This is a genomic window from Bacteroidales bacterium, assembly GCA_031275285.1.
Taxonomy (GTDB): domain Bacteria; phylum Bacteroidota; class Bacteroidia; order Bacteroidales; family UBA4181; genus JAIRLS01.
Genome location: JAISOY010000116.1, coordinates 1 through 14,187 on the forward strand (window position 1 = coordinate 1; position 14,187 = coordinate 14,187).

Annotated in this window: 15 protein-coding genes; 11 read left to right on the forward strand and 4 right to left on the reverse strand. The window is 38.8% G+C overall.

The features are described from left to right. Positions 1 to 1,783, reverse strand: a 1,783-nt coding sequence (locus tag LBQ60_11970; protein MDR2038630.1) for a TonB-dependent receptor, incomplete at its 3' end; no start/stop codon positions are given. A gap of 164 nt (positions 1,784 to 1,947) precedes the next feature. After that, a complete protein-coding gene (locus tag LBQ60_11975; protein ID MDR2038631.1) occupies positions 1,948 to 2,100 on the reverse strand; it encodes a hypothetical protein in 153 nt (50 codons plus the stop codon). 540 nt (positions 2,101 to 2,640) lie between these two features. On the opposite strand from LBQ60_11975, the gene LBQ60_11980 reads away from it, so the two are divergent. The 11 genes from LBQ60_11980 to LBQ60_12030 all read left to right on the forward strand — a co-directional run bounded on the left by LBQ60_11980 (position 2,641) and on the right by LBQ60_12030 (position 11,074). Then, positions 2,641 to 2,835, forward strand: coding sequence for a hypothetical protein (locus LBQ60_11980; GenBank protein MDR2038632.1), 195 nt, complete (start codon positions 2,641 to 2,643; stop codon positions 2,833 to 2,835). Positions 2,836 to 3,013: 178 nt separating this feature from the next. Continuing rightward, positions 3,014 to 3,331 carry a hypothetical protein gene (locus LBQ60_11985; protein MDR2038633.1) on the forward strand — a complete coding sequence of 106 codons (318 nt, stop codon included), beginning with the start codon at positions 3,014 to 3,016 and terminating at the stop codon, positions 3,329 to 3,331. A 4-nt stretch (positions 3,332 to 3,335) separates the two neighbouring features. Beyond that, positions 3,336 to 3,740 (forward strand): N-acetylmuramoyl-L-alanine amidase, encoded by a 405-nt coding sequence (locus LBQ60_11990; protein MDR2038634.1) that lies wholly within the window; start codon positions 3,336 to 3,338, stop codon positions 3,738 to 3,740. Continuing rightward, positions 3,737 to 4,246 carry a hypothetical protein gene (locus LBQ60_11995; GenBank protein MDR2038635.1) on the forward strand — a complete coding sequence of 170 codons (510 nt, stop codon included), beginning with the start codon at positions 3,737 to 3,739 and terminating at the stop codon, positions 4,244 to 4,246. The genes LBQ60_11990 and LBQ60_11995 overlap by 4 nt, the downstream gene beginning before the upstream one ends. Before the next feature lie 430 nt (positions 4,247 to 4,676). Next, positions 4,677 to 5,564, forward strand: coding sequence for a hypothetical protein (locus LBQ60_12000; GenBank protein ID MDR2038636.1), 888 nt, complete (start codon positions 4,677 to 4,679; stop codon positions 5,562 to 5,564). 8 nt (positions 5,565 to 5,572) lie between these two features. Beyond that, entirely contained in the window at positions 5,573 to 6,253 is a 681-nt protein-coding gene (locus tag LBQ60_12005; protein ID MDR2038637.1) for a glycoside transferase family 32, read from the forward strand. Between the two features lie 219 nt (positions 6,254 to 6,472). Next, positions 6,473 to 8,029: a thioredoxin domain-containing protein gene (locus tag LBQ60_12010; GenBank protein ID MDR2038638.1), complete on the forward strand. Its 1,557-nt coding sequence runs from the start codon at positions 6,473 to 6,475 to the stop codon at positions 8,027 to 8,029. Between the two features lie 77 nt (positions 8,030 to 8,106). After that, a complete protein-coding gene (locus tag LBQ60_12015) occupies positions 8,107 to 8,703 on the forward strand; it encodes a hypothetical protein (protein ID MDR2038639.1) in 597 nt (198 codons plus the stop codon). Positions 8,704 to 8,834: 131 nt separating this feature from the next. Beyond that, positions 8,835 to 9,683: a polysaccharide pyruvyl transferase family protein gene (locus LBQ60_12020; GenBank protein ID MDR2038640.1), complete on the forward strand. Its 849-nt coding sequence runs from the start codon at positions 8,835 to 8,837 to the stop codon at positions 9,681 to 9,683. Positions 9,684 to 9,906: 223 nt separating this feature from the next. After that, positions 9,907 to 10,497 carry a hypothetical protein gene (locus tag LBQ60_12025; GenBank protein ID MDR2038641.1) on the forward strand — a complete coding sequence of 197 codons (591 nt, stop codon included), beginning with the start codon at positions 9,907 to 9,909 and terminating at the stop codon, positions 10,495 to 10,497. A 157-nt stretch (positions 10,498 to 10,654) separates the two neighbouring features. Continuing rightward, positions 10,655 to 11,074, forward strand: a complete 420-nt coding sequence (locus LBQ60_12030; protein MDR2038642.1) for a hypothetical protein — start codon at positions 10,655 to 10,657, stop codon at positions 11,072 to 11,074. A gap of 163 nt (positions 11,075 to 11,237) precedes the next feature. Here the strand turns inward: LBQ60_12030 and LBQ60_12035 are convergent, their stop codons facing one another. Continuing rightward, positions 11,238 to 11,630, reverse strand: coding sequence for a hypothetical protein (locus tag LBQ60_12035; GenBank protein ID MDR2038643.1), 393 nt, complete (start codon positions 11,628 to 11,630; stop codon positions 11,238 to 11,240). A 292-nt stretch (positions 11,631 to 11,922) separates the two neighbouring features. After that, positions 11,923 to 14,175: a peptidase S41 gene (locus LBQ60_12040; GenBank protein ID MDR2038644.1), complete on the reverse strand. Its 2,253-nt coding sequence runs from the start codon at positions 14,173 to 14,175 to the stop codon at positions 11,923 to 11,925. Positions 14,176 to 14,187: the final 12 nt, after the last annotated feature.

Below are 14,187 nucleotides of genomic sequence, written 5' to 3' on the forward strand. Positions count from 1 at the left end.
TCCAGAAAACAGATGCGGATACCGTATGTTCGGGCACATATTTCAGGTTTTTATCTTCCAGTTCGGGTCTTTCATCAAATTTGCCGATGATAGAATGAGTGTATGTGTAAGATGCCATCAGCCTGAGATAATGCCACGGCATGTAACTGATTTCCGCTTCGGCACCCGACAAAGTTACTCCGGTTACGTTTTCCCTACGGTACACCGGACGCCCGAACAACTGGTCACCTGTTGCTACATAATACAGGAAATCCTTTCCTTTGGCATAATATCCAGATGCAGATACTTTCAATTTCGATGTCAGGAACAGATCGGCACCTATTTCATAGTTATCGATCGACTCAGGGCCGAGGTCAGGGTTCGCCACTTTAGGTCCCACCCACATCCATCCAGTACGGGTAAGATCATCAAGGATAGATGCCCTGAAGCCGTGTGAATAGGAAAGATAAGCACTCAACTGCTCGATGAAGTTGAAGCGCAGTCCTACCCTGGGTGAAAATTCGGACCAGTGGTGATCGGTCAGCTCCGGAGTAACACTCCAGGGGTCAGTAGAATAAAAATCTCCGTCGGAGAAAGAGACTCTGTCGTAGCGTACGCCGGCAATCAACCGGATCTTATCTTCCCAGAAAGCATGCTCGTCCTGTATATATACAGCAATGGTCTGTGTGGTTCCGGCATTATATACCGTGTCATACGGCTCCATCTGGTAATAATCGCCCCCTTCAATATTCCCGTTTTTGTATTCCAGACCGCCCGTCAGGGTATTCCTGTCGCCTATCTTTTGGCTGAGACTGAACAAGGCACCATAATCCCTTCTGAAAGAATTTACATCATACCGTGAATAAGCCGTACCTCTGAGTTGTTCATTCGTATCGTAATAATGTTCCATCTGATAATACAGGTTCAGGTCATAAGAGGTACGGTCATTACCTCCTTTCAGAGTTCCCCGGAACAGGTTTGTATTGAAATTCCGGTAATTCCCGTCGGGCATATGTATCTGTGTTCCTTCTCCCCGGGTATCACGGAAAACATCATATTGCATTTCCCATTTGAACCACCGGCTTTGATCATATCCGGCTCTGGCCGATATACCGATAGCCTCAAGTGAACGTTTGATATCGTAAGGTGTCCTCTGATCTTCCGGTACACTGTTGTATCCGTCGCTTTTCAGGTAGTATTGGGAAACCGAACCATAGAATCCCCGTCCGGAACGTATCCTGAGGTTGAGGTCTTCCCTGAAAGTATTGAACGTTCCATAACTGATTCCTGCATAAGCTTCCTGTGGTTTCCCGGTAGTTTTGGTAATGATGTTCACTACGCCTCCCATGGCATTGTTCCCGTAAAGCGAGGAGCCCGGTCCTTTGAAAATTTCTATCCTTTCCACATCCGACTGGTTGATCCGGTTCCAGTTAACACCTCCTTCATCGGAAGTATTGATGGGTACCCCGTTCATCAGTACCAGTGTGCGGGACTGTTCATCGCCCGATAATCCGCGTAAAGTCACAGAAGGACGGATACTGTATATACCCGAACCCCTATTGACATTCACTCCCGGAGTAAAACGTAAAAGATCGTCCAGTTGTTGCGCCGGACTGGCATCCATGATGCTCGGACCAATCACCGAAATACGTGCGGGCACCTCCCTGAGATTCCGCATGGTTTTGGTGGCGGTGACTACGACTTCATCAAGGATCAATGAATCGGCCACTTCCTTTGCCTGTCCGCAGAGCACCATTAAGGTGAATATTCCGGAGAGCGTCATTGTTCTTACAATTCCTGACATCGTATGTATTAATTATTATCATCGACAATCGTGCTACGAATTCACATAAAGATGTTACTTCGGTGCAAAGGTAATTTTTTCAACTAAAAATTATGGATGAATACAGGAAATTTCATCATAAATTTCACATCATACAGAACAGTTGATGCATGACATATTGAAAATCAAATATCCGGATCCCTTCCCTCCTTTTTTCCCAGTTCAGAAGCTGATATTCCGAATCTCCAAACCAGATAAGTTTTAATCTGTGTTTCGTTTATTTTCCGGCTATCCGCAGGATCATTCCAGAAGGTTTCCAAACAACCGGAAATCTGCATTTCAGAAATATTTGAAAATAATAATCCTGATCCTTATACATCCCCCATTTATGCTATGTTTTGAGAAGCCGGCTCATCTCATTGCACGAATACCGGTTTTACCAGCAAAAACGAAAATAAAATGGAGACTTTTTAGTTTCGTTTGGTGACTTTCTTACAGGCACTTATTCAATACTACCCTAAAAAAATGGGACATCATGACAGTGTTTTTTTTTCATTGAAGTAATATCCGATTTCTTTGTTATTGAAATTTATTTTTCAGTTGAAATGGATTTCAGTTTGACTAAAATAGTATCGTGAAATAATGAATCGTTTTTATCAACATATATAGAACCAGTATTAGTGTTTTTTTCCGGTAATGGCTACCATTTTCACTATTAATCACATACATTAAAACTGCACAGGCAGGTACAATGAAAGCCATTCGGGAGGTTGCCGGAAAACCATTCAGGATTTGTGTTCTGATAGAGAAACAATAAAAAATGGAGTAGGGGATCAAATCTCCGGTTTTGAAAAAAAGTAAATTAAAATTTTATCGAAATGACTGCAAAAGAAGGTAATCTACTGAAAAGAATTGAGAATGTACAGCGCATCGTTGAAGAAAATTATGAGCCGGGCAACCAGAGTAAATGCAAGCTACAAGCATACAGAAAATATGTATTGCCTATATATCCTATGTCTGAACGCACTTTTTGGCGGTACATGAATACTGACGTCAATAGCAAAAAGAAATGAAGATGATCTTTATTCCGGTAAGTATTTTTTTACAAATACTTGCCACATGCTATCACAAAAAGAAAGGTCATCATGACAGTGTTATTTTTTTCACTGGTACTGGGCCTGTTTTCTTTGCCGTGAAAATTTGATTTTCAGTAAAAACAAATTTCATATCTGAAGAAAATAAAATGATTAAATGATGATATCGTTTTTAACGACATATGTTGAGCCTATATTGCTGTTTATTTCAGGTGGCGGCCTAGCTGCTGTTTTCACCATTAAATACACGCGTAAAACAGCACAGGCAGATGCGATGAAAGCCGTCCAGGACGTTTACCAGGAAACCATCCAGGATTTGCGGTCCGATAAAGAGATCATGAAAAAAGAAAATGTGGAGATGAGAGACCAGATCTCTGCCCTGAAAAAAATAGTAGAACAGAATTGCGTTGATATCAACGAATTAAAAAGCTACAAGTGTGTTGTGGTAGATTGTAAAAACAGAAGAAAAGAATAATACAATGAGAAAGATCAATAAAATCATATTGCATTGCTCCGCTACAAAAGAAGGGCAATCGTTTACGGCAAAGGACATTGACCAATGGCATAAACAAAGAGGGTGGAAAAGTATTGGTTATCATTATGTGATATTGATAGATGGTACGGTCCAGCCTGGCCGTCCCGAATCAGAAACCGGTGCACATACTGTCGGGCAAAATTCCCATTCTATCGGTATCTGCTATATTGGCGGTTTAGACCCGGACGGTAAAGCTAAAGACACACGTACCTATCAACAAAAAGCAGCATTGAAAAGCCTTATATCCGATTTGTTGAAGAAATATCCAGGATCAACAATTCATGGACATAATGAATTTGCAAACAAAGACTGCCCGTGTTTTGATGTAAAAAAAGAGTTTGAGCAATGAAATTACTAATATTCATATTGTTGACTTCTTTGTCATTGATTTCCTGCAAATCACCACAAAAATCTGTCTCCAGTTCAAAAATAAATCAGGAAACAAATATCAGCAATGATATATTGTTGACCGAAGACACACAACTATCGGAACTGAAGGATCAAATCATAAAAAGACTTATCAATGAACAATTGAATATCGGTATCAAGCAAATAAAATATGATACGGATAAACCAATGAATAAAGAAACCGGAAAACATCCAATGATTGAGGAGATCGAACTCATGATCAATATGGAAACCGAAGTGTACGAAATGGACAGTATCCGTCAAAAAACAGATCAGATATCGACTATTGAATTAAAAGATAATTCAAATATCAGCACTACAATAAAAGCCGAAGCAAAAGAGAAAAAAGAAAACGGACTGAAAAAATGGCAAAGAATACTGATAACTGTTGGCGGAATAACCATTTTAGGATTAATTGTTTTTACAATTATTAAAGTTATAAGATAAATATCCCTCTTCTCATTAAACTGCCTTTTTACAAATCTGCTTTACGTACTGAATAAAGGAAGTACTTTCTTTATCATTTCAAATATCTATCAGGATAGACTCCCTATCTACAACACAATCAGAGTTGCTAAAATAAAAACAGCCATATAGTAATTGTTAGTCTTCAACAGACTGACATATCCAACAACTTCTACCAGTTTTTCCATTATACGGCAGATATATCATTCAGTTGATGAAACGGACCCCAGTTCCACTTTTTCTATTACAACTCACAAAAACACTAACAACAGACTCATTTACAGACATATAAAAATAAATATGAAATTAACCCTGACAGCATGTCAGGGTTAATTTTTTTTGCATTTCGCAATACTGAAATTTGCATCACAAACAATTTTTAACCTGTCTGGAACACATAAAAAAATTTATTATGAAAGTTGTTCAAACATTTTGGAGCGGAAGAAATAATCCTTTGGAAAAAGGTTACGGATGGCTTGGTCCTGTATTTAATATCATGTCGTGGACACTGAGTTGTATATCCCTGAGGGAACACTACGATGAGGTGGTGTTGTACACCGATTCGGCAGGATATGCCGTCTTTCACGACATATTGAAATTACCGTACACACAGTATGAGGTGTTGTATGATCATATTGAGTGTAAAGCCAATCATTGGGCATACCCTAAGCTGCTCACCTATGCGCTTCAGGAAAAACCGTTCATACATGTCGATGGCGATGTCTTTTTACGGAACAGACTGAGTCCTGTAACAGAGTCCGGAGAACTAATCGCGCAGAATCTTGAAATAGGCACATTATATTACAAGGGTATGATGAACGCCATCATGAAAAGTCCGGTAAATATCCCTGATATACTGTATAAAGAAATCATCAAAGATTCCATTCCATCATATAATGCGGGAGTCATAGGAGGCAACGATATTGAATTTATCAAAGAATATTGTCTGACAGCTTTTGAGTTCATTGCTGAAAACAGGTTAAACGCCCCTGAAAACGAATACAGCAACGTAAACCTCAATATTTTATTTGAACAGATATTGTTTTATGCACTGGCTGTGAAATACGACAAAAAGGTAGCTACTGTTATCGATCATCCTGTAATTGACAATGGCTACACCTATGATGAATTTTGCAATTTCAAAACACCCGGAAAAAATAACCTGATGCATATTATCGGTGGATATAAAAGAAATCCGAAAATATGCCGTATGCTCGGTATCATTCTTCATGAAAAATTTCCGGAAGTATTTGGTAGGATACAACAACTATTCCCCCAGCACAAATTAGTTATCAAATAAATACGATTATGACAAAAGTAACCAAAACAGTCCACCAGATATGGACTACACATGAGCTGCCGGCTCAATTCAAAAATTTTGCTGAAAGCTGGAAAATATTTCTTCCTGATTGGGAGTATAAACTGTGGTCACACAAGGAAAACAGAGAATTTGTTGCTGAATTCTATCCGGAGTTCCTGGCAAAATACGATAGTTATCCCAGAGATATGCAAAGAATAGATGCAGCTAAATATCTTATTTTGAAAAAATTAGGAGGCATTTATGCCGATACTGACGTTGAGTGTCTGGATAATATCGAGGTTCTGATTAAAAACGCCGATTGTGTAGTCGGTAAAGAGCCGTATTGGCACGCACATAGGTATGGTATGGAATACATAGTGGGAAGTGCATTTATTTACTCAGATCCCGACAGCGATTTTATCAATTCAGTATACAAAAAACTATATGAATACCCTACGGTAAAAGTAGATAACCCTATGGATATTTTGAAATCTACAGGTCCGTTATTGCTTACTTCAGCTTACAATGAGTATGAAAACAAGGACAGAATAAACCTGTATGAACCAGAATATCTCTACCCCATCGGTATGGGTGATTTCAATCGCATATCGACAAACGGTGTACCGCCAGATATAGCGGAACGTATTAAGAATGCCTATGCCGTGCATTATTTCTTTGGAATGTGGTGAGTAGTAATTAAAAATTGAAAATTAAGAACCTTTAGCTCGGCGTAGCCAATTGAGAATTAAGGCAATAACCGGTCTCATGAGCGTCAGCGAGTAATTGAAAATGAGTGCCTCTAATTATGTCATTTATGTGAGTAAAGCACTTTAAATCTAAGCTATACATTCGAATAAGAATCATTGATTATTTATTGGCGAGTAATTAACAGACAAAAACATAAAATAATGAAAAATATTTTGGAACACATACTAAGTGCGTTGAAAATAAAGCATACGGAATTATATGCAAAGAAACTTTACAGGGAACATCCTTTTAAAGATAAATTGTATGGAATATCGAAAATGTTGGCAGATTATGATAATAAAAGTACAATCGTAGAAATTGCCGACAAAGATGTTAAATCACTCGAAATCCCATCAGTAGTTAATCTTGGTGGACATAACGTGCTTGTTCACGAAATGACACTGGATGATGCAAAAGTATTATGGAACCATGGCGAGATAAAAATATTATTTAAAGATTTTCACCAGTTATGGGATGGTAAAGCGATTTTCCTAAAACCCGGTAAAGGATCGAAAGAGCCCGATTACAAGGAGAACTTAAAGAAGCAATGGTACAACACTGCCAGAAAGAATTTACTGTACATAATTGCAGGCTTGGTACTTGTTTCGGGCTTTATTTACAACAAGTTATTTATGCAACCGGGGTTAATGGCATCATTCGCCGTAAATGTAATAGGCATTTATATCAGCTATCTGCTGGTACAAAAGCAAATGCACATACATAATGATCGTGCTGACAAGATATGCTCCATGTTAGGCAAAAGTGGTTGTAACGGGATCCTGGAATCGCCGGCAGCAAAATTGTTCGGCATCATAGGCTGGAGCGAAGTAGGACTAAGTTACTTCACATCAAATATCCTGATAGTAACCGTATTCCCGGGTCTTATTCCTTACATGGCCCTGATCAACCTATGCGCCTTGCCCTATAGTTTCTGGAGTGTCTGGTACCAGAAATTCAGGGCCAAAGAATGGTGCACGCTTTGCCTTATTGTACAGGTATTGTTATGGTTGGTGTTTGCTGTAAATTTTGTATTTGCTTATATCACCATTCCATCGTTCTGCATTAACGATATGCTGTTAACAGCAATAGTATACCTGATTCCGTTTTTGACCATAAGCCTTCTTTTGCCAGTGTGGAACAGCGGTGAACAGATACAACAGATCACAGGTATTCTAAACACCATAAAAGCCAAGCCGGAAGTATTTGTAACATTACTTATGAGGCAACCGCGTTACAAAATAAACGATTTGGTTTCGCAAATACATTGGGGAAATAAGAATGCCGAAATACAAATCACTATTGTTACCAATCCGTATTGCGGTTATTGTGCTGTTATGCACCAACGTATCGAAAAGCTGCTGGAGAAAATCGGCGACAAAATATCGGTATGGTACGTTTTCGCATTCGACAAAAATACGGAAGCAGGCAGCAAATTCCTTACGGCGGTATACCTCGATGAAAGATTAACTGCCGGAAAAAAGAAAGAGATTTTTGATGAATGGTACCGTGATACTAAAAATCGGAATGACCGCTTCTTCAGGAAGTATGATGTCAACATTAATAATGAAGCGGTAAAGCAGGAAATAGAAAAACATCAGCAATGGTGCGAGCAAACAAAAAATTATGCCACGCCGACAGTACTTGTCGATGGCCATAAACTACCCGAAAATTATACCATAGAAGATATTATCTGGTTTACAGATATAAAACTACAATAAACTCTTGTAAAGTTGCAGAGCAAGAGACAGCAGCTGCGAATTAATTCTGTAACATAAAATAATTAAAATTAAATATTATGGCTTGTAATAGTAATAGAAATGGTGAACGCTGTCCCGTCTATGTGGGGCAGACCGAATATTTTGGAGTATGCAAGGACGGTGAGTGTCACACTGATCCATATATTTCATGTGAAAATAAACAAAAGGGAGACCCTTGTAATGATTATGTAAAACACAATGGTTATAACGTGACACTTTTGGGAACATGTGATTCTTTTTTTGTCCCGAATCTTTTTCCGCAATTAGGATGTAAGGCTAAAAATGCCGGTTCTGGAGTAGGTGTTGATTATCAATTAGATGACAATGATCATTACTGTACGGGAATTGGTTATACTTGTACACTTCCCAACGATAGAGGAATAGGCACTTGCGCCTACTTTTATTATGGCTTTGGAAATTATAAAATCCATTGTGCAGTTAATGATACTGGCTCAGGAGGCTCAGGTGACTCGGGAGGCTCGGGAAGTGGTTGGGAAGACATTGATACTATTTGTGATAACTGGTTATCATGTGGACCGATACCATGTAATAAAAATGTGAGTGGATATTGGCGTTCCGGAAATTGCGAGTATGATAGCATAACAAGAAAATGTGAATGCAAAGTTAGCATTTAACGGAAATTTGAAAAAAATCGAAGTCCCATTTTATGGGACTTCGATTCTAAATCTCTTATACAAATAACAATAGAGGCTACAAATAAGCTTAAAAAGCCCAAAAGTTGTCTCAATAATAATTTAACTAAATGATGATTTCTTCCGGATTAAAATATTTACATTCAGACAATGCAGGAGATTATATTCAATCTATTGCCGTTGAACAATTTCAGACAAATGTACATCGCCGGTTTAATCGAGATACATTAGGAATTGTACCTGACAACAAAAAAAAGTATTTATTGATTACCAACGGGTGGTTTTCACATCAACCAGAAAAATGTTTTCCGTTCTCTCCTTGTATTGTTCCTTTATTCTTTGGATTTCATATAACAGACTGGAACAATAGCTGGAGCCATTTTTGTTCAAAAAAATCTCTTGAATATCTCCTTGAGCACCAACCGATCGGTTGCCGGGATAGGTTTACTGCATATTTTTTGAAAAAACATGGAATAGAAACTTATTATTCAAAATGCCTTACCCTGACATTTCCAAAAAGGAATAATATCCCCAAAAAGACAAAATATCTAATTGTAGATGCCAATTATTTAAAGATACCTGGACATATCTTGGGAAGATCTGAATATTATACACATAGTATCCCTGAAAAGTATCCGGAAAAAGTTAAATTTGACTTAGCCAGACAATTACTGAATCATTATAAAGAAAAGGCTACTGCAGTTATCACATCAAGGCTTCATTGCGCTCTTCCATGTTTAGCAATGGGAATACCTGTTGTCTTCTTCGGGAATAAAAATAATTATAGAACCAGTATATTAACAGATTTGGGTATAGAAATTCACTCACCTGCTGATATTATCAATTGGGAAAAAGAAATATATAATATTGATTTTAATTTCATTGAAAAAGAGAAAACATCTATAATAACCAATCTCAAACATCATATGAGTTCTTTATATGACAGGCATTCGAAAAAATAAAACCATCATATTGATCATTAAATATATCTGTCAATTTACAACATATCAATAATTTACTGATGTCTGTTATGAACCGGGAAAATACAAACAAAACAAGTATTTATAAATACATTGTTTTTAAGAAAAAATTGTAATCACTTAAATATGCTCTTGTAAAGTTGCAGAGCAAGAGACAGCAGCTGCGAATTAATTCTGCAACAGAAAATAATTAAAATTAAATATTATGAATTGTAATACAAACGGTGAAAGTTGTTCCTTCTATTTTGAATATACGGAATATTCTGGAATATGTAAGAACAATGAGTGTCAACCTAATCCCTCCATTTCGTGTGAAAATAAAAGAAAGGGAGACTCTTGTAATGATTATGTAAAAAAGTATGGAAATAGGGTGGACCTTTTAGGAACCTGTGCTTATTTTTTTGTTCCGAATCAATTTCCGCAATTAGCGTGTAATGCTAAAAATCCAGATTCCGGATTAGGCAGTGGTTATCAGGAAAATAATGATCCCTACTGTCCGGGGACAGGTTACAATTGTATAATTAGGGGAGTACCTGGAACAGGCACTTGTTCCTACTTTTATACTGGTTTCGGAAATTATGAAATCCATTGTTTAATTGATTATCCTTACTCAGGAGGTTCTGGAGACGGTTCTGGAGATGGTTCTGGAGACGGTTCTGGCTGGGAAGAGGACCCTGAAATAACGAATCCTTGTAAGGGTAAATCTCCTGGTGCGCTTTGCTTTGTAAACACATACACGGCAGGGAGTTGCGATTATATTCCCAACACCTCAATACTTGCGTGTAGAATTGAGTAGTTAAATTTCAAATAGTGCAAGTCCCGGAAACGGGGCTTGCAATTATAATCGTTTATAATCAATGAATAATAAGGACTGCTTTCTTATAAAGTTGCATAACAAGAGACAGCAGCTGTAAATTAATGTCGCAATAGAAACCAATCAAAAATTAATCATCATGAATTGTTATAACGATGGTCAGATTTGTTCCGTCTATGCCGGAAACACGGAAGTTTTTGGAATATGTTGGGAGGACCGATGTATGCCTGGTTCTTCTTTACAGTGCCAGACTAAAGGGAGTTCCTGTAATGAAAGAGCAGAATACCTGGGAAATTCTTTTACAATCCTGGGAAACTGTGATTATTTTGCAGACGACACTTCACCAAAATTGAAATGTAAGGTAGACAGTGATGATTCCGGCACTACTCCGATGGCTGGTGTTTCGACTGATCGCCACTGTGCCGGTAGGGCTGCTGGTAATAGTTGTTATCCTCCTTCGTATTCGCCAGGTATATGTACCTACTTTAATTCGGGGCTAGGGAATTTTTTTATCAGTTGTTTGGTTAATTATCTTCCAGATTCAGGAAGCGGTTCATAATATGATACATGATAAAAGTGAATGTATTCCTGATAATTAAGACCTCAAATATTCAAAGCCCCATAAACCGGGGCTTTGAATTACAATATATGCGTCTGGTACAGAACCTTATATTCATTTCTTTTCAGGATGACAGAATTGTAAAACTACTCCAAAACCGGACTCAGTCGATTTTTAACCAAACCTCATTAATATTGGTAACTTTAACACCTTCTCTTTCAAGATAGCCCTTGATTGTCATCGTTTTCCCATGAATTTTATACTCATAAACAGCCTTCATTTCATTTACAGGTTCATCATGTGTAAGAAGGGTTTCTACATACGTGTTATCTTTTGCCGTATAGGTTCCTGTAGCTCCACCATGGATCTTACCGGCTTTATCATACATCATCCACATAAAATGTGTTGGTGTGATCAGCTTGATCTGTGTACCACCCTCTTTGTCTAACTGTTCATTTACCAATTTCCAGGTGCCCTGTATTTTCTTGTCACGGGCATTTACCATACACATGGTGGCAACTAACAGGATTGTTAAAAGTAATACTTTTGTCTTCATAAGTTTCCATTCTAATTGAAGGGTTCTATTTTTCATCTTGTATATTTGAATAATATAGGATGCGCCTCGGACATTTACATGCAAGCTTTTAATGCCCCTCAGCTTTTGCTATATTTGACAAATATACAGTAAAAATGAATATAGATCCGACCCGTCTTTTACATATGCCTATAATTCACCTCTCAATTATAAAGCAATCGATCCGATAATACTTTATTCTTCAATGGATAGTAAGTAGCTGGTTAATTGACAAAACCCGGGACTGTGGTTTGTGATCAACCAACTTTCCGTTTCATTCACGGATCATTTCTATCGCTTTTTCCAGCAGTTCATCCCTTCCTTCGGCAATTCCCCGGATGGTTGGTTTTACTTCCATATCCAAAGCGATACCGACACGTTGTGTTTCACGTCCGTCGGGATAATATACCCCGATACCGGTAATCATGGTTGGTACATTACCCGGAAGCACTATTCTTGACACATTACCGTCAGCAGCAGCTGTTATGCTTCCTATCACCTTTGACTTAGGGGCTGTCTGGAAAGCCATGGTATGGTATTCGGCACTGCTTTGGGTGACTTCATTCACAATAATGATGATCTTTCCTTTATAATAGTCCTGGTTGTTTTCCTGCCCGACTTTCAAAGCATCGGTAAAGGTGAATTTTCCAGGCTGAATAAGATCCCCTTTGCTAAATTTTACGAATGCCACCGGTTGCGGAACCAGGTGTTTGCCTAACGTGAACACGGTAAAATCAGTCCTCGGGTAACCGCGAAAGTCGATCACAATCCCTTTGGTATCTTTGAACTTGTCCATGATCAAAAGGATGGAATCGTTACGAAGTGTTTCCGGGAAAATATATCCGATATCGGAAGAAAGCAGGCGATGGGATGCTTTCGGAGGGCCCTGTACATACACCTCCTTCAGGGGGTAACAGGGCATATCAATGGTGAGTGGCATTTTACCGCGTAATACCTGTAATGTCAGCTTTTCATGATTGGTTTGTAACAACGTTCTGCTGATATTCCGTAATTGTATCGAGTAATTGGAAGCAGGGGTATACGGTAATTGTTCTTTAATGATCTTATCAATGGACTTCCCATCGATGCTTGTGATCACATCACCCTTTTTTAGCCCCTCTGCCAGGATCAGTTCCTGCTTCAGGAAACCGGTTACGACAGCTTTTCCCTCTACAAAGGCGACTTCATACGGAGCTCTGTTTTTTCCTCTCCATTCCTGAATGGCTTCGTCATTCCAGATATTCGCATGGGTATCATTCACGCAGCCGATCAATTCAAGAAGTGTTAATTTATAATCCTTTCCGGTCGTTCCGTCGAGAAATTTCGGGATAAATTCACGGGGTATAGTGTTCCAGTCTTTATCCGTAAGATGCCTGTAGGGAAAATAATACTGGATCATATTCCAGTACCGGAATAAGGCGAGTAATTTCATTCCACTGTCCTCACCCTCATTGAAATTTTTATATTCCTTTTCGTTTTTGAAATCAGGGTTCCTGACTCCGGGATGGAGGGCAATATAATAATGATCGGTGGCTCTACCCGCATCCTTGATTTCTTTTAATTTTTTCGATAGATCCTGATCCATTTTCCCATCATCTATCCATGTAAGGTCGGGGTTAAGTTTTATTTCTCCACTTTCTCTGCCCTGGTCTTTTGATGGTACTATTTCCCCTAACCGGTCGATCCACTGAATAAAAATCCGGTCCCTTTCTTTCGTGTTTTTAGCATCCAGTATCCGGGGCATGATGCGGAACAGTTCGGCATCCCAGTTATAATTCCCCGTTGCTACGGCAGGGTGATAATATTTCAGGAATCCCCATATGCGACATAACAGGTCGAGGTCGGAAACATTCCGGCCGGAGTACTTTTTGATCCTTATTTTCGAATCCAGGTCAAATTCGGTATCTTCACCGGCAGGATATTTCTTTTCTTTTTTAGGTTGTGCCAAAGCCAGATCCTTATCATCGATCAATACCTGGAAATCGTCTATCCATAACTTTCCCTTACCGGAAAGTATAGCACCTATAAAAATGGTTTTGGCCTTCTCGGGAAGCGGCAACGTTACCGAATACTCTTCCCATTCGCCCGAACCCTTGATGCCCCTCTGCTGCATATTGTCGAACTGAAGAGAACCTGCATCCCCGTCAATACGAAGCATCAGGCCGATAGGACGTTCCAGTTCTTCTGCTTTCATAAAAGCTTTGACGGTGATGTTGCTTCCTGCATATTTAGCAGGAATATTCCGGGCAGGGCACCCGAATCCATTTCCCGGGTCTTCCGTATTCGATTCGATACGCAAGGCATATTTGCCCGAATGTTTTACAACAGAATCTATCTTTATATCAAAAGAAGCAGTCCCCCATTTAAACCAGCCGTCGGGTAACTTTGCCGGATCAGATACTTTTTCGAATCCAAGATTATAATCAGTTGCTCCATCGAAATAGAAAACATTGTTTTTCGAATGGACGGTAGCGGCAAAAATAACCGGCAAGACAATGATGAATACACTTAAAATGATCTTTTTCATACACAAATGATG